Origin of the sequence: Culturomica massiliensis, assembly GCF_900091655.1 — a bacterium.
GTDB classification, from domain to species: domain Bacteria; phylum Bacteroidota; class Bacteroidia; order Bacteroidales; family Marinifilaceae; genus Culturomica; species Culturomica massiliensis.
Map to the genome: position 1 here is coordinate 4,036,318 of NZ_LT594621.1, position 23,574 is coordinate 4,059,891.

General features: G+C 43.3%; 16 protein-coding genes and 1 tRNA gene. 8 read left to right on the forward strand and 9 right to left on the reverse strand.

Annotated elements, in window-relative coordinates:
• Positions 1-38 precede the first annotated feature (38 nt).
• The 3 genes from BN8908_RS17700 to BN8908_RS17710 are packed head-to-tail and all read right to left on the reverse strand — an operon-like array spanning position 39 to position 2,284.
• Positions 39-1,346: a M16 family metallopeptidase gene (locus tag BN8908_RS17700; protein WP_021988787.1), complete on the reverse strand. Its 1,308-nt coding sequence runs from the start codon at positions 1,344-1,346 to the stop codon at positions 39-41.
• A 39-nt stretch (positions 1,347-1,385) separates the two neighbouring features.
• A complete protein-coding gene (locus BN8908_RS17705) occupies positions 1,386-1,622 on the reverse strand; it encodes a helix-turn-helix domain-containing protein (protein ID WP_021988788.1) in 237 nt (78 codons plus the stop codon).
• 2 nt (positions 1,623-1,624) lie between these two features.
• Positions 1,625-2,284 carry a DUF2975 domain-containing protein gene (locus BN8908_RS17710; protein ID WP_021988789.1) on the reverse strand — a complete coding sequence of 220 codons (660 nt, stop codon included), beginning with the start codon at positions 2,282-2,284 and terminating at the stop codon, positions 1,625-1,627.
• Between the two features lie 535 nt (positions 2,285-2,819).
• Between BN8908_RS17710 and gpmI the strand changes: the two genes are divergently transcribed.
• From gpmI to BN8908_RS17730, 3 genes are all read left to right on the forward strand, one after another.
• Positions 2,820-4,340, forward strand: a complete 1,521-nt coding sequence (gene gpmI / locus BN8908_RS17720; protein ID WP_021988790.1) for a 2,3-bisphosphoglycerate-independent phosphoglycerate mutase — start codon at positions 2,820-2,822, stop codon at positions 4,338-4,340.
• Positions 4,341-4,522: 182 nt separating this feature from the next.
• Positions 4,523-5,110 carry a DUF3109 family protein gene (locus BN8908_RS17725; protein WP_021988791.1) on the forward strand — a complete coding sequence of 196 codons (588 nt, stop codon included), beginning with the start codon at positions 4,523-4,525 and terminating at the stop codon, positions 5,108-5,110.
• Positions 5,111-5,310: 200 nt separating this feature from the next.
• A tRNA-His gene (locus tag BN8908_RS17730) sits at positions 5,311-5,386 on the forward strand.
• A gap of 72 nt (positions 5,387-5,458) precedes the next feature.
• On the opposite strand, the gene BN8908_RS17735 is transcribed toward BN8908_RS17730, so the two are convergent.
• The 6 genes from BN8908_RS17735 to BN8908_RS17760 all read right to left on the reverse strand — a co-directional run bounded on the left by BN8908_RS17735 (position 5,459) and on the right by BN8908_RS17760 (position 13,302).
• Complete coding sequence (locus BN8908_RS17735; protein ID WP_068691961.1) at positions 5,459-6,844, reverse strand: MFS transporter; 1,386 nt, start codon at positions 6,842-6,844, stop codon at positions 5,459-5,461.
• 8 nt (positions 6,845-6,852) lie between these two features.
• Positions 6,853-8,289: a sialate O-acetylesterase gene (locus BN8908_RS17740; protein WP_068691963.1), complete on the reverse strand. Its 1,437-nt coding sequence runs from the start codon at positions 8,287-8,289 to the stop codon at positions 6,853-6,855.
• A gap of 11 nt (positions 8,290-8,300) precedes the next feature.
• On the reverse strand, positions 8,301-10,526 hold the full coding sequence (locus BN8908_RS17745; RefSeq protein ID WP_068691965.1) for a glycoside hydrolase family 2 protein: 2,226 nt from the start codon (positions 10,524-10,526) through the stop codon (positions 8,301-8,303).
• Between the two features lie 248 nt (positions 10,527-10,774).
• Entirely contained in the window at positions 10,775-11,446 is a 672-nt protein-coding gene (locus BN8908_RS17750) for a D-lyxose/D-mannose family sugar isomerase (RefSeq protein ID WP_068691967.1), read from the reverse strand.
• The gene (locus tag BN8908_RS17755; protein WP_068691974.1) at positions 11,433-12,473 is read right to left on the reverse strand and encodes a carbohydrate kinase family protein; all 1,041 of its coding nucleotides are present in this window, start codon (positions 12,471-12,473) and stop codon (positions 11,433-11,435) included. Before BN8908_RS17755 ends, BN8908_RS17750 begins: the two co-directional genes overlap by 14 nt.
• A complete protein-coding gene (locus BN8908_RS17760) occupies positions 12,460-13,302 on the reverse strand; it encodes a class II fructose-bisphosphate aldolase (protein ID WP_068691976.1) in 843 nt (280 codons plus the stop codon). Before BN8908_RS17760 ends, BN8908_RS17755 begins: the two co-directional genes overlap by 14 nt.
• A gap of 408 nt (positions 13,303-13,710) precedes the next feature.
• On the opposite strand from BN8908_RS17760, the gene BN8908_RS17765 reads away from it, so the two are divergent.
• The 5 genes from BN8908_RS17765 to BN8908_RS17785 all read left to right on the forward strand — a co-directional run bounded on the left by BN8908_RS17765 (position 13,711) and on the right by BN8908_RS17785 (position 23,500).
• A complete protein-coding gene (locus tag BN8908_RS17765; RefSeq protein WP_082989309.1) occupies positions 13,711-16,761 on the forward strand; it encodes a SusC/RagA family TonB-linked outer membrane protein in 3,051 nt (1,016 codons plus the stop codon).
• An 87-nt stretch (positions 16,762-16,848) separates the two neighbouring features.
• Positions 16,849-18,378: a RagB/SusD family nutrient uptake outer membrane protein gene (locus BN8908_RS17770; RefSeq protein WP_068691978.1), complete on the forward strand. Its 1,530-nt coding sequence runs from the start codon at positions 16,849-16,851 to the stop codon at positions 18,376-18,378.
• Between the two features lie 21 nt (positions 18,379-18,399).
• Positions 18,400-20,643: a hypothetical protein gene (locus BN8908_RS17775; RefSeq protein ID WP_068691980.1), complete on the forward strand. Its 2,244-nt coding sequence runs from the start codon at positions 18,400-18,402 to the stop codon at positions 20,641-20,643.
• A 151-nt stretch (positions 20,644-20,794) separates the two neighbouring features.
• A complete protein-coding gene (locus tag BN8908_RS17780) occupies positions 20,795-22,054 on the forward strand; it encodes a hypothetical protein (RefSeq protein ID WP_068691981.1) in 1,260 nt (419 codons plus the stop codon).
• Positions 22,055-22,276: 222 nt separating this feature from the next.
• Positions 22,277-23,500, forward strand: coding sequence for a hypothetical protein (locus tag BN8908_RS17785; RefSeq protein WP_235837460.1), 1,224 nt, complete (start codon positions 22,277-22,279; stop codon positions 23,498-23,500).
• The last annotated feature ends 74 nt before the right edge of the window (positions 23,501-23,574 follow it).

Below are 23,574 nucleotides of genomic sequence, written 5' to 3' on the forward strand. Positions count from 1 at the left end.
ACTGTTAAATTAAATTTTATTCAGTACGTATGCCTGATTTATTTTTTAGGTAAATAATATAATACCAATCTGTTATCTTTGGTAAAATATTTTTGGGCAGCTTTTTGCAGGTCTTCTTTGGTAATAGATCTGAACTTGGCCAGTTCTTCGTTTATTTCGTTGGTATTTTTGAAATATGTGTATGCTTGAGCCAGGTTGTATGCCCGGTCTTCGATGGTAGCATTGGAGCTGACCAGTTGGTTTTCGATTTGGTTTTGCAATTTCTGGAATTCCTTGTCGGAAATCGGTTCTTTTTGCAGTTTATCGATTTCCTTGTCAATTTCGTTTTCCAACTGACTTAATTCTACATTCATGTTCGGGAGGGCTAAAACGATAGACAATCCGGGTTGTTCCAGCGGAAGAGGCATGGCAGCCAGTTCCATTGCCATTTGCTTGTCGTTTACAATCGTCGAATACAAACGGGAACTTTGTCCCTGAGCCAATAAAGTGTTTAACATGTTTACAGCATACATATCGTTGGAAGTGATACCCGGGATATGATAAGCCATAATCAGGGCCGGCATCTGAATGTTATCGTAGGCTGTATCCCGGACTTCCGCTGTTTTTTTCGGTTCAACGATTGTCGGTTGTACAACCGGAGCTCCGCTGGGGATATCGTTGAAATAGTCATGTACGAGTTTTTTAGCTTCTGCCATGTTGAAATCGCCGACAATAGTCAATACCGCATTGTTGGGTACATAAAATGTATTGTGGAAGTCGATGAAATCCTGATCGGATGCATTACGGATGTGTTCTTCTTTTCCCAATACATCGTGATTGTAGGGATGAACGGTGTATGCTTTTTTCAGGGTTTCCGTCAATAAACGCCCGTAAGGACGATTGTCCCGGGATTGTCCCATTTCCTGGCAAACAACGTCTTTTTGGGTTTTGATGCCGATTGATTCGATGGTCGGGTGCAGCATCCGTTCGGATTCCAGCCATAATCCCAGGGCCAGTTCGTTGGAAGGCAACAGTTCGTAATAGTAGGTACGGTCGAAAAATGTGTTTGCATTCAGGTTACCGCCTACTTTGGTAACATATTTATCGAATTCATGACGTTTGATGTTTTTGGTTCCTTCAAACATCAGGTGTTCGAAAAAATGAGCAAATCCCGTCAGTTCCGGATTTTCATTTTTAGAACCGACATGGTACATAACCGATACAATGATGTTCGGGGTTGTATGGTCTTCCTGAAGGATGACATGCAAACCGTTATCCAGTTTGTATTCGACAAAGTCGATTTTGCCGGATTCTGCCCAAGCTAATACAGGCAGGCAGAAGGCAAGAGCAATTAATAATTTTTTCATAAGTTAAGTTATTAAAGTGAATTTGAAAATAATTAATTATCATTTATCCATGTTGGGGGATGTTTTATCTTCGTCCGGATGGTATTCGAGTATATCTCCGGGTTGGCACTCCAGAACACGACACACGGCTTCCAGGGTTGAAAAACGGATCGCTTTGGCTTTTCCGGTTTTCAGAATGGAAAGATTGGCCGGCGTAATGTCCACTTTCTCGGATAACTCGTTGAGTGACATTTTGCGACGAGCCATCATAACATCTATATTTACCACAATAGCCATAGTTATATCGTTAATTCTTGGTCTTCGGCAATATCGTGTCCAATGGAGAAAATTTCTGCAATGATCAAAACGATGACGCCCATAAATATATCCCGGAAACTGAAAATATTTTCGGATAACTGCCATTTGGTTCCTTTCAGAAGTTCCGTTAAAGTTTGGATTTCCAGGTAGCGCCCGAGATCGGATAACAAAGAGGCTACAATCAGGAGGATACCGATTGCCCGCATAAAACCGATGTTATCCCGGGTAAAAATATTGCCGGAACGAATACTTTTTCTCAATAAAATAAGCATAATCAGCACAATAATCAATATTGCCAGATAACAGAGCATCCCGAAAATACTGATAAGCATACTGCTGATCGTAGGGCCCGCAAAGGCTTTCGCGCCGCTGATGCGGATGTCTACTGCGGTCGTTCGGGCATCCAGGCTGACACTGCTGTCTTGCCGGATAAACGTTTCGTATACCCCGATGTTTCTTTGTAACGGAACGTCCGAGATAAGATTATACCTTTGTTTGACCCGTGTACTTTCAATACCTTCTTTAAAACCTTCTTTGAAATCCTTGATAAAGGAACTGGAAAAAAAGGCAGCAATAATGACTCCGAAAAAAAGGAGATATAGGATGTTGACCCGTAATGTTATTTTTTGTTTTCTGGTCATTTATCTGTGCATTGTTTTATTTTGACAAGCAAATGTAGGATTAATTTTTAAAGAAACAATATATATTTATCGAAAATCGATAATTTTTTATTTTAAACCAAAAATTTCAATGAATTTATAGCTGATGTTTATGTTAAAATTCTGACCTGTATTATATCGGATTTGATTTTTGCTTTTAAATCGCAGACGTACGGACCGGCGTTTGAGAAGGTTTTTAATTTGCAATGGATTTATTTTTAATCGTACATCCTAAATCAAAAATAAATGTGGGGAAATCGGGAGAATACATTAACTTTGTAAGCCTGAATTTCAGGAACGCTTGTAACTTTATAATTTGGATGAAACGAATCCGGTTGCGGATCGGTATCTCAAATTATTTGGAATTTATATGTTTGTTTATTTTTAATTTACGCTTTCTGATTTACGCTTTCTCTTTTGGGCGGAGCCGGATTGTGGGGGTAATCTGAAATCGTCAATCTGAAATCTGTAATTTTAAAAGACTTGTTTTGTGGTGGAAATATTAATGAAATAAGATATGAAAAGAGCATTATTAATGATTTTGGACGGTTGGGGCATCGGTAAGCATGATAAATCGGACGCTATTTTTTCGACCCCGACACCTTTTGTTGATGAATTAATGAAAGAATATCCTCATTCCCGTTTGTTTACGAGTGGGGAAAATGTGGGTTTGCCTGACGGACAGATGGGAAATTCGGAGGTCGGTCACCTGAATATCGGTGCCGGGCGTGTCGTTATGCAGGATTTGGTGCGTATCAATAAGGCCTGTAAAGAGAATTCAATTTTGCAGAATCCGGAGATTGTAAAAGCTTTTACCTATGCCCGTGACAATAAGAAGCAGGTGCATTTTATGGGGTTGGTTTCAGACGGAGGGGTACACAGTTCGTTGGATCATTTGAAGAAATTGTGTGATATTTCGAAAGAATACGGCATCGAAAAGACTTTTGTGCATTGCTTTATGGATGGACGGGATACTGATCCGCGCAGCGGACTCGGATTTATCCGGGATTTAAAAGAGCATATGTCACATTCGGCCGGGCGCATTGCTTCCGTAATCGGACGCTATTATGCCATGGACCGTGATAATCGTTGGGAACGTGTGAAGGAAGCTTATGATATGCTGGTATATGGAACCGGTTTTGAGACGCAGCATGTAGAGACTGCCATTAAAAAATCGTATGACGAAGGTATTACGGATGAGTTTATCAAGCCGATTGTGCATGTAACCAGCGATGGAAGACCTGTAGGTTTAATTCAACCCGGAGATATGGTAATATTCTTTAATTATCGCAATGACCGGGCCAAAGAATTGACTATTGCTTTGACGCAAAGGGATATTCCGGAATATCAGATGAGGACAATGCCGTTGTATTACTGTTGCATGACTCCTTATGATGCGACTTTCCAGGGACTTCATATTTTGTTTGATAAAGAGAATGTGGAGAATACTCTTGGAGAGGTGATCAGTAAAGCGGGTTTGAAACAATTGCGTATTGCGGAGACAGAAAAATACGCTCATGTGACATTCTTTTTCAATGGTGGACGTGAAGCCCAATTTGAAGGCGAAAGCCGGATATTGGTACCTTCGCCTAAGGTTGCAACTTATGATTTATTACCCGAAATGTCTGCTCCGGAGGTTGCCGATAAATTGGTGGAGCAATTGAATCTGAAATCTGCTGATTTTGTGTGTCTGAATTTTGCTAACGGAGATATGGTCGGACATACCGGTATATATGAAGCTATACAAAAGGCGGTGGAAACGGTTGATGCTTGTGTGAAAAAAGTGGTGACTGCCGCTAAGGCTAACGGTTATGACGTATTGATTATTGCGGATCACGGTAATGCTGATAATGCTGTGAATCCGGATGGAACTCCGAATACGGCTCATTCTTTGAATCCGGTTCCCTGTATTTGGGTCACCGATCAGAAAGACGGCGCATTGCGTGAAGGAGTTTTGGCGGATGTGGCTCCGACCATATTGCAAATTATGGGCGTTGCACAGCCTGCCGATATGACGGGGAAAAGCCTGATTAAATAAGCGTTTTTCGATTTTTGATTTCCGATTTTAGATTGAAATAAAAACGTTCGTAAAGCCGGATAGAAAGATAGGAACAAACTTTTAAGATACAAGGCAGAGGGAAAGACAATTTTTGATTGACGATTAAAAATGAATCGTTTTTCCGAATAATTTGTAATTGGAATGTTCTGTAATTTGAGATTATGCTTCAGATTGGAGAGGTTATTGTGAGTTTCGATATACTCGAGAAAAAATTCTGTTGTGACCTGGCGGCTTGCAAAGGGGCTTGTTGTGTGGAGGGAGATGCCGGTGCGCCTTTGGAGAGCGGAGAAACCGAACGGATTGAGGAAAATTATGAGGCCGTTCGTGCTTATATGAAGCCGGAGGGAGTGGAAGCCGTTTTACAACAGGGATTTTCTGTGCTTGATCGGGAAGGTGACCGGGTGACGCCTCTGATTGACGGTCGGGAGTGTGCCTATGCAATTGAAGAAAACGGGTGTTGCTGGTGTGCAATCGAGAAAGCCTGGAGTGAAGGGAGAAGCACTTTCCGCAAACCCATATCCTGTCATCTGTATCCGATTCGTGTAGCCAGGTATGCCGGTTTTGAGGCCTTGAACTATCACAAATGGAAAATATGTACGGCAGCCCGGGTAAAGGGATATCAGGAAGGTATTCCGCTCTATCGTTTTCTGAAAGAGCCGTTGATCGTCCGCTATGGGGAAGAATGGTATGAGCAATTGGAATATGCTGCTAAAGAATATGAAGCCGGACGGCTGGTGGAGAGATCTTAGATTTTAAATCGGGATAAAAAACGTTCGTAAAGTCAGATAATAAGGTGGGATACAAATTTTTAAAATGCAGGGTTGAAGAGAACTTTTGACTTACGATTTTTGATTTACGCTTGAAATACAAAGTTGGTGAATTAAAATAATTCTTCTGAAAATTTGCAGAAAAGGAAATAGTCACTATCTTTGCAGCGCAAAAGCAAAACGGTGGATGTAGCTCAGTCGGTTAGAGCGTCGGATTGTGGTTCCGAAGGTCGTCGGTTCGAGCCCGATCTTCCACCCGCAAAGCAGTTGAGAAATCAACTGCTTTTTTATATAAAAACAGTCAGCATATCGATAATGCTGACTGTTTTTTTATCCTTTTCTTTGTTCGGTTAATTGTTGTTCGATGTGTTCCAGTTTGTCTTCATTCAGCGGATAAAAGAAGATAAAGCCGACCGATAAGAGGGTACCTACAGCCGGCAGTATGCTTAACATGAGTCGTAAGCCTGTGAGAACTTCCGGACTTTGTTCGACGTTGGCCTGGAAGCCGAATGCGGCCAAAAGCCACCCGGTCACAGCACCGCCTAATGTCCACCCGAATTTTTGAGACATGGAGGAAGACGAAAAGATAAGGCCGGTGGCCCGTCTGCCGGTGCGTAATTCTGAATAATCAGCGATATCGGCGTACATACTCCACAAAAGAGGAAAAATACTGCCGGCACACATACTGATCAGGATTTGTAAGGTCATGATCAGGATGATATCTCCTTTACCGACGAAATAAAATACGATACTGAATACGGTTGCCAATACCATGGCGTATAAATAGGTATTCTTTTTACCGATACGGTTAGAAATCGGAGTGACCAGCAATATGCCCAGAATGTTGGCTGCCTGACCCAATACGAAATAGAGGGTCGTTAACGATAACTGCCCCACTGTCGTGGTGGTATCCGAGCTGACATAGTATTTGAAATAATAGATTGCTCCTCCATCGCGGATGGAATTAAAGATTAAAGCACAGATGCCGGAGGCAAGCAATATCCACCAGGGTTTGTTGTGAAGTAAATCTTTAAAATCTTCTTTGAGGCTGTTTTTCTCTTCCCGGATGGGTTTTACCCTTTCCCGGGTCCATGAAAAGGTACACAAGAAAAAAAGTATCGCAATAACGGCGAATATACATACTGCGGCTGTCCAGCCGGATCGGATGTCGGGCAGAGAGGAGCTGTGGTGGCTGAAATAGCCGACTAAGGGTTCGATCAGGAGAAGAGCCAGAATGCTTCCGCCAAAGGCAAAGATCATCCGGTAGGAAGACAATTCTGTTCTGGTTTTGGGATCATTTGAAATAACTCCCAGTAATGAAGCATAAGGAACATTAATCAGGGAATAAATCATCATCATTGCCCCATAGGTGACGTAAGCATAAATTATTTTTCCCGTGGAACTGAAATCCGGCGTAAAAAAAGTCAGGATTCCAAGTACTCCGAAAGGAATAGCGGTCCATAAAATATAGGGACGGAATTTTCCGAATCGGCTTTTGGTACGGTCGGCCATGATACCGACCAAAGGATCAATAAGGGAATCCCAGATACGTGTGATCAGAAACATGGTGCCGACGACTGCTGCATTTAAGCCGAATATATCGGTATAAAAGAACAGCAGATACATGCCGAACAGTTTCCAGAACATGGAAGAGGCTGCATCGCCTAAACCATATCCTACTTTTTCCCGAAATGAGACTGTCGTGTTGTTGTACATATTTGTGTTTATTTGAAATCGTTCCAACGATCGGTTCGGAATGGATAGGCCGGTAAGCCCATCGTATTGTATAAGTTTACTTGTATGACGTTTCTGAAACCATAGCGTACAGCTTGGGGAGCCGGGACTTTGGAAGAAAAAACTTTTACTTCGTAAGCACCGCATATACTGGCTTCGGCCGGATAAAAGATACGGTCTGCTCCGGCGACTTCGAATCCGCGAATGGATTGTGCCAGAGGGGTGAGTTCCGACTCTGACCGGAACCGGACATAAACCGTATTTTTTTCAAATCTGGCCGTATCGAACATGGGACCACAGGCATCGTGCCCCCCTATTCCATAAGTACGAGCCAGGGCTAACAGGGCCAGGCGCTGTCCGACCAGGTCTTTCCGGGGAGGATGAATTATACAGGAGTCGCCGATATCGGAGGTTCCCACCATACCGGAATACGGAATTAATTGCAGGGCTTGCAATTGGGCTTCTACGACCAAGGGACATAAGATCGGATTCGTATGATTTTCGAATTGATGTTCCGGAATGTCGTAATCGAAGGGTGCAATTTGAACGTAGTAAAAAGGCATCCGGTCGTTTCCCCACAATTGTCTCCAGCTCGATACCATTTCGGCCATGTTAGCGGCGTATTTGTCGTGATGTCCTTTATTGGATTCGCCTTGATACCAGATAAAACCTTTGGCTGTAAAGCGGGTGATCGGAGCGATCATACCGTTGTAAAGTACGGAGGTTTTATCGAAATAAACGGCTGTCGAATCCGTTGCCAGTATATTTTTATCGATTTTTAGGGCAGAGCTCCGGGGCATCCAGGTCTCAATCCGGGTCCCTCCCCAGTCGCTTTCAATCATACCGATAGGGATATCCAGTACATCCGACAGATTTTTGGCAAAGAAATAACCGACGGCACTGAAATCTGCCGCACTGGACATGGAAGAGGTTTGCCATTGACCTTTACAATCTGTTTGCGGGACATCGCTGGGCGTGCGCTCGACGGTGAATAAACGCAGCTTTGGGTAACGGCAAGCCTCTAATATGGTTTCCGTCGAACGATATACCGGTTGAGCCGGAAAACCTTTTAACGGCATTTGCATATTAGATTGTCCGGAGCATACCCATACGTCCCCGAGTAAAATATTATCCAGGCGTAGGCGGTCGCCGTCGTCGAAAATGATGTGGTAAGGACCTCCGGCTACGGTGGTCCGGACCTCGGCATGCCAATCGCCCTCGGTATTTGCTTTTACCGTGTAAACTGCGTTATTCCACGAAGTTGTGATCCTGACCTTTCGGCCAGGATCAGTTGACCCCCATAGATTGATAATCGTGTTCTGCTGTAGAACCATATGGTTCCCCAATATATTGGGAAGTTTAACTTTCGCCGATGTTTCTATGCATCCTAAGGCAAATGCGAATATCAGGAATAATATTATTTTCATCGTGGTTTTAATTAATCGGTAACGTTCATCATAGCTGTACCGCCTTTCTTTTTCTTATGGGCTCTGTACAGCAAGGTGTATTCCGAGTTGTATTCCGGATAATTTTCGACTTCCAGGATGAGTTTGAAACGGTCGCCTGACATATGCGGAAGTTTATACCGGGCTGTCGGTCCGGCTAAATTCGTGTTGTTTTTAATGAGTCCGGTATGCCATTTCAGGATGACGATGCGTTCGTTACCGGTGTCCAGGTGCACGATGACCTTCCGGTCGTCCATATCTTCGAATTTATCGTTCAGCATCCAAATCTCAGCAAAGAAGCACTCTTCTTCCTGCCATACCAGTTTACTTAGCCGGGCGCTACTGCAAACCGGACGGCAGGATTGTCCTACCGCATAATAGGCCGGTTTGGGGACGGCAGGATAAACAAGCAGGGAGTTGTTGGCTGCGGATGGCCAAGGCTCGTTGTAACACCAGTTGAGAGCCATTGCACAATAGGGCTTTTGACGGCGTGCTTCTTCGAAGATGGCTTTATAACCTTCGCATTGAAGCAATTGACTTTGTTCGATCAATTCGTCCAGGGATTTCGGTTTTCCGAAATATTTTTCCAGGATGTCCTCGCATAGCCAGGTTTGTCCGTGCCAGGCTCCGTATGCGTGATGTTCTTCCCAGGCACTGTTGGGACGTGGTGGCCATAACTCGTCGGCCGGAATAATTTCTTCCAGTACCTGGCGTGATGAGATTCCCGGTATGCCGAATTCCGTATAAGCTGTGTTATGACTTTGGTTCATAGTTTGGAATACTTCTTTTCCTTCATCGTAGAAGACATAATGCCCGTGAGCCATTCCCATTACCGGGGAGGTCGGATTAAACGGCACCAATGGATCGTATTCCAAACACAAACTGTTCAATAACCGGAGTGGAAGAGACTGGTCCGTCATGCCTGACCAATTGTTGAAAAGTTCGTTTCCTCCGCACCATAAGCAGATGGAAGCATGTTTGCGAAGTCGCTTCAGTATGGACGTCGCTTCCTGTTTCAAAACACTTAAATAGTGCGGGTCATCGGGGTAATTGTTGCAGGCCAGCGGAAATTCCTGCCATACCATGATTCCTTTTTCGTCACACAATTCATAAAAAGCTTCTTTGTTGATAATACCTCCGCCCCATATCCGGAAGATATTGAAGTTGGCTTCCACCGCTTTATCGATGAGGTGGGCGTAACGTTCCATCGTGATTGTTCCCGGAAATATTTCCGGATTAACCCAGTTGGAACCTTTCGCGAAGATTCGTCGCCCGTTGATTTCGAATTGAGCGGGGGATACACTCCGGCTTTTGGGAAATTCTTTCGGTTCGCTCCAACTGCCTTCATTCATGACTAATTGAATACGCCGGAATCCGATTTTCTGTGTAATTCGTTGTTGTAGCTTGCCTTCCGGACCGATAAGTTCGAAAACGGATTGATATAAATAAGGTTCTCCGTGATCGTGCGGCCACCATAATGCCGGATTTTCCAATGTCATTTCGGGCAAAGACAGGGTCGGTGTTAATTTACCTGCCGATTCCAGGCAAGTTTGTTCATTTTGATCTACCAGATGCCATTTGTAAAAATAACCGGTTACATTTTTCCCTTCGATCTCGGGGGTGATATATACTTTTGTCAGGTCTTCCGAAAGCCGGTAGTTCAGGTTTATATCGCGAACATAGTTACAAGGCCTTATTTCCAGATACGTGTCGTCCCAGATGCCCAGCGGTATGAGGCGCGGGTGCCAGTCCCACAGGTAGCTGACAGCCGGTTTTACAACATGGGAGGCCTGTGTCCGGTCTGCAGGAGCCCGGTGTTTTTTAGGGGCTGGAAAAACGATGATTTTTAATTCGTTATCCGGTTCCAGATAGGGGGTCAGGTCAATATCCGTGGGCGAGAACATACCTTCCTGAGCATGAATTAAATAATCATTCAGGTAAATCTCAAACTGGTAATCGATGCCTTTGGATATAAAATAAAGTTTTTCTCCGGTAGATAAAGCCGGTTTTGCGAATTCGGTTTTATAGGTATAATACAGGTCTTCTGTCCAATTCAGTTTTTTGTAGTTGTCTGCGAAATAAAGCGCCGGGTAATTTTCAGCCCGGGCAATATCCAGTTGAACGGCACCTGGCACTGTAGCCGGAATGTATTTATCCGGCGTTCCGTCCTTTTGCTCCATATACCCAACGGTCCAGGTGAGCGATATCATTTTCTCCATCACATTCAGTTTTTTACATTGATTATTTTTGACCTGCGATTTAAATTCAATTATTCCGGGTTACAGGTGCATGTTTCAGTTTAAAGTCAGAATCGCTCTGTAACTGTTTGTGTATTTAAATCAAAATCTGTCATTAATAGGTCATTTATTTTTGATTTACGCTTTTCGATTTACGCTTTCTCTTTTCTTGTAGCGAAGGATTGGGGTATAATCTAAAATCGTCAATCTAAAATCTGCAATTAAAACGTTCAATTATTCTTTTCCGGATATTCCGTACACAACAGATATTCAGCCGGACAATCCTCTTCGATGGCCGGGAAGCGGCCTATGGGCTCAAAAAAACGGTTGTCATTGGCGTCGTCGTTGACGGTAGATACTTCGCCTACCATACAGTCGCCGCCTTCGGCCCAGAATGTATGATACATATAAGGTTCGAAGCAAATACTCTGGCCATTTTCCAGACAAACCGTTCCACCGCCCGGAACCCTTGTTTTTACTCCGTCGATTTTGACAATGCAGTCTTCATTTGTCCTTTCTTCCTGAAGGTCGGCTTTCCATAAACGGATGCAGAGTTTTCCGCCGCCTCTGTTGATGATATCTTCCATTTTTTTCCAATGGAAATGGATAGGTGTGATTTGTTTTTCCCGGACCAGCATGATTTTCTCACAGTAGGGTTTGTTGTCGTATTTGAGATTACCGTTCCGGATGGTCACCAGGGTAAGGCCTTCTTCCGCAAAACGACCTTTGCCGAAATCAGTAATGTCCCATCCCAGGTTGTTTTGACGGATTTCATCACATTCTTCACCTTTACTTTGCCATTCTGCCGTGGACCAGCGTGCCCATACGGGTAAATAGAAATGATTGGATTCGAAAAATTGAATGGCTTCACGGATATATCGGTTTATTTCACTTCTTTTCATGATTTGTATAATTTAAATGTATAAAATGTTCTAATTCGCTTAAACAGGGGGCACCGCCGGTACTGGTTGCGCTTCTGAGATTAAACCGGGCGGAGGTATTGGCGAAAATCACGGCATCCTGTAAGGATTGGTTTTCGTGTAATGCGTATAGCATACCCGCACAAAAAGCATCTCCTGCGCCAACCGGGGATACGATGTCTTTTTTGTCTACCGGAATAGAAGGAATATAACAGGTTTCCCCTTGTTTACGGGCTGCATATCCGCCTTCCGGGAAATGGACGGCACATACCTTGTTTACCCCCAGTGCAAGGAGTTGGCCGACTGTCGATTTTACCGATTCCAATGAGATTTTACCTTTCTCGTCTCTCAATTGGGTATGGCAACAGGCTCCGGCTTCCACTTCATTGATTATCAGATAATCGATATAAGGAAGACAGGGAAGCATAATTTCACGGAATCGGTCGCTTTCTTCGGACACCACATCTACAGAGGTTTCGTATCCCTTTTTCTGTAATTCGTGTAATACCCGGGCGGCTTTGATACCGTATTCACTGTCTTTTTTATCCAATTCGTCGAGCAGTAGTAAATATCCCAGATGAAATATACGTGCCGGTACATTTATCGGAGAGAGATGCTCCCGGCCGAGACAGGCATTGGCCCCCCGGAAATGGAAAAAAGTGCGGCTTGCATTACCTCCTGTTTCCGACATGACATCTGTATAAGAAGTCGGTACGTGTTCCAGACGATACATGTATCTGGAATCGATTCCGTAACGTGTAATCTCATTCATTACAAAATCTCCGTTCGCATCTGTTCCGATACAGCCTCCGGCATACAGAGGCATATCGGTGGACAGACGGGCTAAATCGACCAGTACGTTATGAGCACATCCGCCGAGGCCGATTTCGATTTTATCGATTGTGACCAGATTGCCGCTCACCGGATACTTGTCAATAAATTTTACGGTATCGACCAGCCAGGAACCGGCAGAAATGATCCCTTTTCTCAAATGTTCAGGCTTTTCCATTGCTTTCGAATAATAACATGTGTTCAATAACAGCTTCTTTGGAGGCTTCCACCATCTGATATTTCATATCGATATAGTTGGGATTGGAGACTGTTTTAAAATATTTCTCCAACTTATTGGTGACAGCGATCTGGATAGCTGTGGCTACATTAATTTTACAAATTCCGTTGTGTATGCAGGATTTAAAATCTTCGAAACTGGTACCGCTACCTCCGTGTAATACCAAAGGTAGTCTGTTGCGATTGTTGATTTCCTGCAGGCGTTCTATGTTTAGCTGCGGGGTAGCTACATATTTTCCGTGAAGGTTGCCGATAGCAATGGCTAAAGCATCTACGGCGGTTTCTTTAATAAAGTATGCCGATTCGTCGACATCCGTAAAAATATCCGATACGTTGTCTTGTTCGCTGTTCGCATTGCCTACCTTTCCGAGTTCCGCTTCGATATCTACGTTTAAAGCCCGGGCTATACGTACAATTTCTTTGGTATTCCGGATGTTTTCTTCCAGAGGAAGGTTGGCGCCGTCATACATAATGGATTGAAATCCCAATTTCATGGCCCGCACACAGGTTTCCAAACTCTGTCCGTGATCCAGATGTACACATACGGGTATACTTGCTTTTTCAGCACTTTCTATAAATACAGGGGCCATTTTTTCCATAGGGGAGTAGGGAAATTGTACTTCTGCCAACTGAATGATGATCGGCGAGCGTAGTTCTTCTGCGGCCTGAATGGCTCCCATCGCATTTTCAAGGCTTAGACAGTTGAAGGCTCCGACTGCGTATTTGTTTGAATAAGCATCTTTTAATATCTCTTTAAAAGGTACAAACATGATTTTATTTATTAAAAGTTACGCATTGCTTTCTTTCGACATGTCAAAATTAGGATGAAAGTTGATACATGGATAGTATAATTTTGACGAAGATTGATAGGATATATACCGATAAGTTTAAATCTGAAATATGAATTTATCAGTAGGCGCCGATTTTAACATATTGAATGTTATAATTTGTATATCAATTTATTATATGGAAATCATCTTAACAATGTTAATGTATAAAAATGAACATGATTGGTAAAAATAGTATAAGTATGGTGTTCTGATGTCGATTACATTTGTACGTGCACTAATTCATTTTTGAAGCTTATTGCAATTTTGATATTTTACATTGTTTTCTTCGACGGAAACGTTTTAAAAATGAAGGTGTTGTATAATTACTAACAGATTTAATATTTAAATATGATGAAACAGAAATTATTCTTTTGGGTGATTTCACTATTTATCGGGATATCAGCTTTGCAGGCACAGGATATTTCGGTCAGTGGTGTCGTTAAAAGCAAAGGAGACGGCCAGCCTTTACCCGGTGTTGCCATTATGGTAAAGGGAGCTACTACAGGAGTAACTACAGACATAGACGGAAATTATGCAATAAAAGCCAATGCACAGAGCATTCTGGTTTTTCGCTTTATCGGTTATGCTCCGCAGGAAATAAAGGTAGCCGGACGTACCAGGATAGATGTTACTATGGAAGAAGAAGCCCAGCTTTTGGAAGATGTTGTTGTGGTCGGATACGGTACGATGAAAAAATCGGATCTGACAGGTAGTGTGGCATCGGTAAAAGCAGCAGAAGTTACGAAAACGTCTTCGGGATCTGTTGAGAAATTGCTGCAAGGACGGGTTGCCGGTTTGCAGATTATCAATAATTCGGAAGACAACCCTCAGGGAGGAGCCACTGTACGTATCCGCGGAGCGAGCTCCATTAACGGCTCGAATGCCCCGCTGGTAGTTGTGGACGGGGTACCTATGGGAGATGCCGGAAATCTCAATTCCATCAATCCGAATATCATATCTTCTATTGAAGTGCTGAAAGATGCTTCTGCAACGGCCATATACGGTTCGAGAGGAGCTAATGGTGTGATTATGATTACGACAAAGAACGGAAAGGGGGATAAGGCCAACGTTTGGTTCAGCGGTAAAGTCGGAGCCAGTATTTTCAGTAAGAAACTGGATTATTGGAGAAATCCTTTGCAGATGGCGATGTTGGAAAACGAAGCGTATGAAAATGCCGGATTGGAAGCTTTGTACGTAGGGAAAAAGGATGTGAACGGAGCGTATTATCCTTCTATTGCAGAAATACGGGACGGTGAATGGCCCTATTATACCGATTGGTCGGATTACATTTTCCGGACCGCTATTACGCAGGATTACAATATGGGCGTTGAAGGAAGTACCGAAAGAAGTCGTTATTATATCAGTTTGGGATATTATAGTGCGGAAGGTATGCAAATCGGAGATGACTATGATAAATTGTCTTTTGATATGTCTTACGATAACGATGTAACCAATAATCTGTCGATCAAAACCAAAGCCGGTATTTTTAAAGGTAAGAGAAATTACAATTACGGTATGGATTATTCCCGTAATCCTTTATTCCCGGTTTACAATGGTGACGGCAGCTATTTTAAGGCTTTTGACAAAGATTACGGGAATCCGGTGATGATGACCGAGCAACGTAAAAATGTCGCCGACAATGTAGATGCTTATGCTTCGCTGAAGATCGATTGGGATATTTTGTCCGGACTGAATTTTGCCGTCCAGGGGAATGTGAGGGCCGGTACCAGTAATACCTCTTTCTATAATCCGCCGAAATATACGGATGCCGGTGACCGTTTTGACGGAGAAGGCGGTATGACGAACGGAAATTACCTGAATTATATTGTAGATGCTTATCTGACCTATAATAAATTATTCGGGAAAGATCACAGTTTTTCTGCCATGGGTGGAGTAAGTTATGAAGATAATGTAAATAAGGGATCCAGTATCACGGGACGAGGTTTTCAGAATCATGTGTTACAGGATGAGAATTTAGCCGGTGCTGAAAATCGGTATGTCGGCAATTACCGGAGCGAGACGGAATTGGCATCTGCTTTTACCCGTATCAATTACACGTATAAAAACCGGTATATGTTTACTTTTACCGGGCGTGTCGACGGTTCGTCGAAATTCGGAGAAAATAACAAATGGGGATTCTTCCCGTCGGGTGCTGTCAGTTGGAGATTATCTGAAGAAGAGTTTATAAAAAATCTGGGTATATTCGATAATTTAAAACTTCGCGCCAGTTACGGTATTTCCGGTAATCAGGGGATATCTCCTTATCAGACTTTTGAACAATTCGGAAGCAACTATTACTATGTGGATGGAAAAGAATACATCATTTACGGTGTCGGTAAAGAGGTGGGCCGGGAAGGTATCGGAGATCGCTATGTATTGTGGGGTGGTATGCCGAACGATGAGTTAGGCTGGGAAAAGACATCACAGGTGGATATCGGTGTCGATTTTTCATTATTCAACAACCGTTTGGATGTGACATTCGACTATTACCGGAAAGTAACGACCGATTTGTTGCGTGAAAAATTACTGACACCCAGTAGTGCGTATGATAAAGTGTGGGTAAATGACGGAGAGATACAGAACAAGGGATTTGAATTTGCCATCAATGGCCGTATCATTACCCAGGGGGCTTTCCGTTTGAATGCCGGTTTGATATTCAGTGCCAATAAAAATAAAGTTGTAAATATCGGTACAAAAGAAGATTCCGGATATATTGAGGATGTTAACGGTGTCCGCTATCAACCTTATGGCGGAAGTGTCTTCAACGATGCTTATCTGAATATCCTGGCTATCGGCCAGCCTATAAATGTGTTTTACGGTTATAAGGTAGACGGCATTATCCAGAATATGCCTGCTAATCCGACAAAGATGACCCGTCCGGGAGAATTCAATTATGCCGGTTTGCGTGAAGACGGTTCTTTGGACCCGGATGCCCGCCGCATTATCGGCGACCCGAATCCGAAGTTTACTTCCAGTTTGAATATACAACTGACTCATAAATCCGGGCTGGATTTGTCGGTTATGTTCTACGGTGTGTACGGAAACGATATTTTTTCTCCGAGGAAATTGGATGCTCCTTCTTTGAGGGCCGGACGCTGGACACCCGAAACTCCGAACAATAATCGTCCCAGCCTGCGTGCAGACCGATCCTATTTTGCTTCCTCCTGGTTTGTGGAAGACGGTTCTTTTTTACGCATACAGAATATTACGTTGGGGTATACATTACCGGAACATTATCTGAAATGTATAAAAAATCTGAGGGTTTATTTGAATGTCAGCAATCCGGTTACATTCTCAAATGTGAGTGAATACGATCCGGAAGTGGGAGAAAACGGGCGAGGACCGGTGGCCTTCCCGCGTACATGTACTTTTACAACGGGTCTGGAGTTGAAATTCTGATGAAGCTTTAATCTGGATTGAGCCGAAATAATGAATGACACATTTAAAATATGAAATGAGTCAATGGACTTAAAAATTAGTATAGCGATGAAAAAAATATATCTTTATATAACTCTGTTCTGTGTGGGACTCTCTTCCTGCTCGAACTTTCTGGAAGAAGATCCTTACGGAGTATATTCCAATAAAAATTACTACAATACGGAAGCGGATGCTTTGTCGGCATTGTTGTATGCTTATTCTCCCATCAATTATATTGAATACGGAGCGCGCTTTTTGTTCTATCTGACGGATGTGACGACCAATCAATATAAGAATTACGGACGGGTGAACGAGACGAACCTCTATATCTGGGATTGCAATCCCAATACAGATGAGTTTCTGTACTTTTTCAAGTATGCGTATATCAGTATAAACCGCACGAACTCCGTACTTGAGAATGTAGTAAAGATGAATAATATCGATCAGAAGAATAAAAATCAGATCTTAGGAGAGGCTTATTTTTTGAGGGCTTTTAATTACTTTATGCTGGTGAGAACATATGGGGAAGTGCCTTTGCGTAAAAAATCGGTTCAGGGTACGAGTGGAACGAATGCCCCTTACGGTTCGATTCAGGAGATTTATCAGCTTATTATTGAAGACCTCGAACATGCTATCGATTTGTGCGGTATATCCAAGCATCAGGGACGTGCCGATAAGGTCGGAGCCCAGGCTTTGCTGGCAAAAGTTTATGTGACGCTGGCTTCTTCCAAAATGACCGGTGCTCCCGGATATGATTGGGTGGAAGACTATGAAGCGATGTATGCCAAAGCTGCCGGATATGCCGACGAGGTATTGAATAAGCAGACAACGTATGCCTTGGACCCCGATTTGTTGCGGGTATATGATGTAAATCATTTCAGCGACGGGACAGAGCATATCTTTATGACTTCGATGAATCGGGAAGCCAGCGGTATGGAGGGTACTTATTCACAGTTACCTCAAATGTTCGGAATAGGTCTGCCTGTTATATGGATTTCCTCTTCCATTACCGGAGGTGCCGGAGTACAAAAAGTGATAGACGGCAATCAGACCTGTTGGAGTGTGTTCCGGGTAGACGGTGATTTCTACAATACTTTCGATGATCTGGATTTACGTAAAAAATTGATGGTGACAACGATTTATAATGAAAATGGAACCGTTCTGGCTACCTGGAGTCCGGATAACATCAATAGCTCGAATCCGACGGAGAACGCATTTTATCAGCCTTTCTGCCGGAAATATACGGATCCGAATTCATTGGCAAACAGAACCAGTGCCAATATTTATCTGATACGGTTTGCCGAAGTTGCGTTGAGCTATGCCGAAGCTGCGGGTCCGACGACAGAAGGCTATCGTTGGGTAAATGCTGTCCGGGAAAGAGCCGGACTGGGAGACTTGACACCGGGATTGGATAAAGAGTCTTTCCGGAAAGCCATATGGGAAGAGTTGACGTTTGAATTGGCTTTTGAAGGGCATGGATTGTTTGAGTTGAGACGGACGAACCGGGTCATGCAGGAAATTACCAATAAAGAAGTAAAGGAAGCTTATGCTTATTTCTTCCCGATACCGCAGCGTGAACAGGATTTGAATAAACAATAATCAGACTTTAATCAGATACTTATGATACAGTTAAAACAAAATTTGATAGGATTGGGCTTATTGTTGTTGGCCGTGTTTGCCGGTGCTTGCGACGACGATAAGTTGGAACTGGAAAGGGGAAAAGATTATATCTTGTCTTCTCAGGCAGACGTGAATGCTTTTAAAGTGACACAGGATATCCGTACTTTGACGATAGAGGGGGAAGATATTACGGATTTATCTGCCTTGCAATTTCAGAACGCGAAATCTTTGATTATCCGGAATACAGGGATAACAGAATTGGCGTTGCCTCGTTTGAGTGCTATTACGATAGGACTTACTATAAGTGAGAATGAGAATTTGAAGGCTATCGACGGATTGGAGCAGTTTAAATTTATGAACGGTAGCTTGATCATAGAAGATAATCCGGCTTTGGAGAGTATTGCCGGTTTATTGCATTTGAAAATATTCCGGGGTAGTCTGACGATAAGCGATAATATGATTTTCGGAGAGGACAAAGCCGGTGCTCCGGATAGTTACGGGCTTATGCCGGTGAAATATTTACTGGATAACAGCATCATGGAAGGTACGATTACGCTGGCGAATAACCATCCGAAGGCGGCTACGGATCCTTCCCGTATAGGTCAGATGGGGGCTGGTGATATTTTGAGTTATGTCATCGGTTCGAGAGCGGATGCAGACAAGTTTATGCCGGCCAATGAAACCGTAATGAATCTGACTGTGCGCGGATCGGATATCAATGATGCGGTACTGGCCGGTATTGCAAGTAAGATTAAAGTGATACAAGGTAAAATGTTGCTTGAAAATACCGGGACAACGACTACGGAAGGATTTTTCGATAAAGTGGATTGTCAGGGAAGTATTGTGTTGAAAGATAATCCGGCTTTGATGAATTGTAACGGTTTCAAAGGTTATACGGTTATCGGCGGTGATCTTGTTATTGAAAATTGCCCGGAAATGACCTTCTGGTCCGGAGCCGGTTTTAGCTTCATTACGGAGGTAAAAGGTAACTTTAAAGTCGATCCGGCTTCTACAATGACCGAAGGGGGTGCCGGTTTTGCCGGTTTGTCACGTGTCGGCGGTAATTTTGAGTTGAACGGCGATAAAGCCAATAATAAGGGGGATCTCTGGAATTGTGATACCTGGCTGGCAAGAGGCGGTGGATTAAAGTATGTCGGTGGTGATTTTATCCTGAAAAACCATTTGAAAATAAACGGTTTGGGCGGCTTCCAGAATATACAATATATCGGTGGAGATGTTACGATTGTGAATAACGGTGGCGGAGAAGGTGTCGGCGATATACCGTCGAATTCAACGAGTAACCAGGTCGGATATTGTCTGATCAAGGGCTTTCTGGATTTCGGTATTGTAAAACCGACTGCTGTGATTACTTTGGTAAATGCTTCCGGAGAAGTTATCGATGTTAATTCGTTGACCGCTTGTGGTATTTCTTTTTCTGATTATGAATTGAACGGACTCGAGGAGGTGAATAATTTTACTCCTTCTTCGCAGATTATCGGTAATTTGACGATACGGGGTGCAGATGTGACCGATCATGCAGTTTCTTTTATTAAGACGAAAATCACGACTGTAATGGGAACCGTGACAATTGAAAATACCGCTTTGACGACGACGGAAAATTTCTTCGAATCGATTGATTGCCGGGGAGGAATTGTGTTGCGCAACAATCCGGAGCTGTTCAATTGCAACGGTTTTAAAGGATATACAGAGATCGGCGGAGATCTGATTATTGAAAATTGCCCGAAAATGGCTTATTGGGCTGATATGAGTAACGGTGCCGGTTTTTGTAAGATTGCCCGTGTAGAGGGTAATTTTAAAGTCGATCCGGCAACGGCACTCAATGACGGCGGAATCGGTTTTGCTTCGTTGTCTTGGGTCGGTGGCGATTTTGAACTGAACGGCGATCCTTCTGCCGGTGAGATTTGGAACTGGGATAGCTGGATGGTTACCGGCGGTGGATTGAAGCATGTAGGCGGTAATTTTACGATTAAGAATCACTATAAGGTGAATGGTTTGGGAGGATTCCAATCGATAGAGTATATCGGCGGAGATGTGACGATCATGGATAATGGAGGTCCGGATGGTTTTATTCCTTTGCAAAATACGGATAATCAAATCGGGTTCTGTTTGATTAAGGACTTTTTGGATAACGGAGTACTGAAAAAGCCGCAACCGACAATTCTGTTGAGACAATCCGCAGAATCGGAATGGATTGATGTTAATTCTTTACAATCTTGTAATTGAGCAAGCTGTAATTCGTAAGATTATATACATGAAATATAACGTTTTTATTAAATGAGTCAGCAGACTTCGTAACCGGAAAGGGAATCAAAACGGCAGGAATGGTTCTGACGTTGAAGGATAGTTTTGATTCCCTTTCAATAACAGATAGGATATGAAAAAATTAGGAATAATATTAATGGTGATATGGGCATTGTGCTCATGTTCGGATGATGATAACCTAAAAAATCCGGGAAGGACGATCGATAGAAATTATACCTTCTCCGGGGGTAAAATTGCACAGAATGTATTGGAAAGTTATTTGTCCAGGGCAATTACACAGTCCGAATTTTTATCCAGTGACGGTTTTTTTAATGACGGGGTATATCCCAATCCGGAAGACGATGAACGGATGCTTTTAAATATCGGTGCTAAATTTATCGGCCGGGCGATTTATTCCTGGGGTTTTGAAAATCATTTCAATCAACCGCAATGGCTGGCGAATGCAAAGGCAAAGATCGAGCGTATGCATGCAGAGGACCCGGATATCATTTTTCAGGCCGGTATTTTTGAAATCGTGACCGATAAAGTGAATCAGATTGAGATTCCCGATTGGGTATTTACGGCCTTCGGTAAAACACCCGAGACCCGTAATTTCGATTACAATGCGATGAAAAACCTGGCGGGAAACGGGGTTAATCAGTGGGGAAACGGGAGTGTACCTGATATTACCCGGGAGGAAACCCGTATGTTTTTCTATTATATGGCAGTACGTTATATGGAGATCGGGATTGAGGCCATCCATTTCGGTCAGGTCGAATTGATTGCCATGGGCGACAAGGATAATCAATATGCCGGATGGAATGATTTATTGACGAAGGTCAGAGAAGCAGCTAAAACGAAAGCACGGCGGGGAACGATATTGTGTGACGGACATATGCCGGGTTACGGAATTTTGGCAGATGGAAAATTGTTGTTCGATTTTGTTTCTTTCCCTATGCGGATAAAAGAAATATCCGGAGATCCGGAGAAAGCAGAATTGAAAAAATTCTATCTTGATGCCATCTATGGACGTACTCAGGGAGGAATCACTCCGTCCGGCTGGAGCTGTACCCGCTGTCCGTATCTGGTAGAGTTCGATAATTTCGGTATCAGCAGCCATCCGGGAACTGCTAATATGGCAGATCATTTTACATGGGGATATGATGAAATCAGTTGGTTTTACCGCCAGCCGGAAGCGTATCGGAATGAATTCTTGGTTTATGCCGATAGCTATCTCGAAAGGGTAGACCCGGTAGGTTTTCTGGAAATGCCCGGTAGCCGTGTTGTTACTTTACCGGAAGGCAATACCCGTTATCGGGCTAATACGGCCGGAGATGCCTGTCCTGAAGGACAATCCCAGGAAGAGACGATTAAGAGTTTGTGGACGAAATAAATTGTTGGCTTATTAACCCTTTATATAAATTGTAGATTTTAGATTGACGATTTTAGATGAAAAGAATTTGATAACGAATCGGGTTGCCGGGCAATTTAAAATTTACAATCTGAAATCTGCAATTAACTTTTGGGTTTTGCTTGTAATTTACCTTGAATAAAGGTTGTTATATAAAAGAAATACATCATTTATTATTTAATGACGGATATGAATCGGAAAAGAATGATACAAGTTATTTTGGGATTTGTTCTGATGGGTGGAGCGCTGACTGCCTGTGAAGATAGAAACTGGGATTTTGACGGTGGAATCAGCCGTCCGGTACTCGAGAATTACCTGAGCCGGTCGGCAACGATGTCTGAGTTTTTGACTGTAGATCCTTTTTGCAACGACGGGCATTATGCCGATAAGGAGAAAGATATCGAACTGATAAAGAACATCGGTGCTAAATTTATCGGCCGTTCGATTTACCGCTGGGGAGGCGAACGGGTATTGAGTGATCCCGGATTTTGGAACGGAGCACGCGGGTTGATTGAGAAAGTACATGCTTTTGACAAACGTGTTATTTTTCAGGCTGCCACTTTTGAAGCTGTAACCCGGGAAGTCAATACCCTGAAGATTCCTGCCTGGACATTCGAAGCGTTGGGCTTACCTGTGGAAGAGCGGAATTTTTCTTACGAAATGATGCTGAATCCGGAAGGAAAATATGTGGATTTATGGGGAGCCGGAAGCAGTGTACCGGATATAACACAGGTAGAAACCCAGCTTTGGTTTATGTACCTGATCGGGTCGTATGTGCAGATCGGATGTGAGGCCGTTCATTTGGGCCAGATTGCATTAATCGGGATGAATGACCCGCATTTTGAAACCTGGCAGAGTTTTTTGGTGAAGATCAGGAATTATGCCCGGGAGAATGCCCGCCGGCATTGGATATTACTGGATGCTCATACGCCGGCAGGCGGAATGATTGTGAATGGGATCAGCTTATTGGATTTTAATTCTTTTCCTTTACGCATTAAAGAAGTGCCTAAAAAACCGATGGAGGGTATATTGGAAAAAGGACATCTGGATGCAATTTACGGACGTAGTCTGGGATGTATTACCCCTAGCGGCTGGGAATGCCAGGCTTTGCCTTATCTGGTTGAATTCGATAATTTCGGTGTAAGCGATCATCCCGGTGTAGCCAATGTCAACGATCATTATACCTGGGGATACGATGAAATTACCTGGTTTTATTTGCAGAAACCCGAATACCGGGAAGCTTGGTTAAAGTATGCTTATGATTGGTTGCAAAAGAATGATCCTAACGGACATTTGGAAATGCCGCTGGCCCGGGTGATTTCAACCGGAAATCCCGGAGATCCGAAAACCTGCCGGGGAATAGCTCCCAGTGAATCCTGTCCACAGGGGATGAATTTGGAGGCTGCGATCAAAGCGTTGTGGAAGTAAGGTGTGAAGTTTGATTTCAAGTTATGGGCTACAGAAACATTCCGGAAGGAAGTGAGATTGTAGCCTGTAACTTG

What these genes read in the sequence shown, in the direction of transcription:
- BN8908_RS17700 (WP_021988787.1), bottom strand. Translation starts at nt 1,346, where the DNA reads ATGAAAAAATTATTAATTGCTCTTGCCTTCTGCCTGCCTGTATTAGCT.
- BN8908_RS17705 (WP_021988788.1), bottom strand. Translation starts at nt 1,622, where the DNA reads ATGGCTATTGTGGTAAATATAGATGTTATGATGGCTCGTCGCAAAATG.
- BN8908_RS17710 (WP_021988789.1), bottom strand. Translation starts at nt 2,284, where the DNA reads ATGACCAGAAAACAAAAAATAACATTACGGGTCAACATCCTATATCTC.
- gpmI (WP_021988790.1), top strand. Translation starts at nt 2,820, where the DNA reads ATGAAAAGAGCATTATTAATGATTTTGGACGGTTGGGGCATCGGTAAG.
- BN8908_RS17725 (WP_021988791.1), top strand. Translation starts at nt 4,523, where the DNA reads ATGCTTCAGATTGGAGAGGTTATTGTGAGTTTCGATATACTCGAGAAA.
- BN8908_RS17735 (WP_068691961.1), bottom strand. Translation starts at nt 6,844, where the DNA reads ATGTACAACAACACGACAGTCTCATTTCGGGAAAAAGTAGGATATGGT.
- BN8908_RS17740 (WP_068691963.1), bottom strand. Translation starts at nt 8,289, where the DNA reads ATGAAAATAATATTATTCCTGATATTCGCATTTGCCTTAGGATGCATA.
- BN8908_RS17745 (WP_068691965.1), bottom strand. Translation starts at nt 10,526, where the DNA reads ATGGAGAAAATGATATCGCTCACCTGGACCGTTGGGTATATGGAGCAA.
- BN8908_RS17750 (WP_068691967.1), bottom strand. Translation starts at nt 11,446, where the DNA reads ATGAAAAGAAGTGAAATAAACCGATATATCCGTGAAGCCATTCAATTT.
- BN8908_RS17755 (WP_068691974.1), bottom strand. Translation starts at nt 12,473, where the DNA reads ATGGAAAAGCCTGAACATTTGAGAAAAGGGATCATTTCTGCCGGTTCC.
- BN8908_RS17760 (WP_068691976.1), bottom strand. Translation starts at nt 13,302, where the DNA reads ATGTTTGTACCTTTTAAAGAGATATTAAAAGATGCTTATTCAAACAAA.
- BN8908_RS17765 (WP_082989309.1), top strand. Translation starts at nt 13,711, where the DNA reads ATGATGAAACAGAAATTATTCTTTTGGGTGATTTCACTATTTATCGGG.
- BN8908_RS17770 (WP_068691978.1), top strand. Translation starts at nt 16,849, where the DNA reads ATGAAAAAAATATATCTTTATATAACTCTGTTCTGTGTGGGACTCTCT.
- BN8908_RS17775 (WP_068691980.1), top strand. Translation starts at nt 18,400, where the DNA reads ATGATACAGTTAAAACAAAATTTGATAGGATTGGGCTTATTGTTGTTG.
- BN8908_RS17780 (WP_068691981.1), top strand. Translation starts at nt 20,795, where the DNA reads ATGAAAAAATTAGGAATAATATTAATGGTGATATGGGCATTGTGCTCA.
- BN8908_RS17785 (WP_235837460.1), top strand. Translation starts at nt 22,277, where the DNA reads ATGATACAAGTTATTTTGGGATTTGTTCTGATGGGTGGAGCGCTGACT.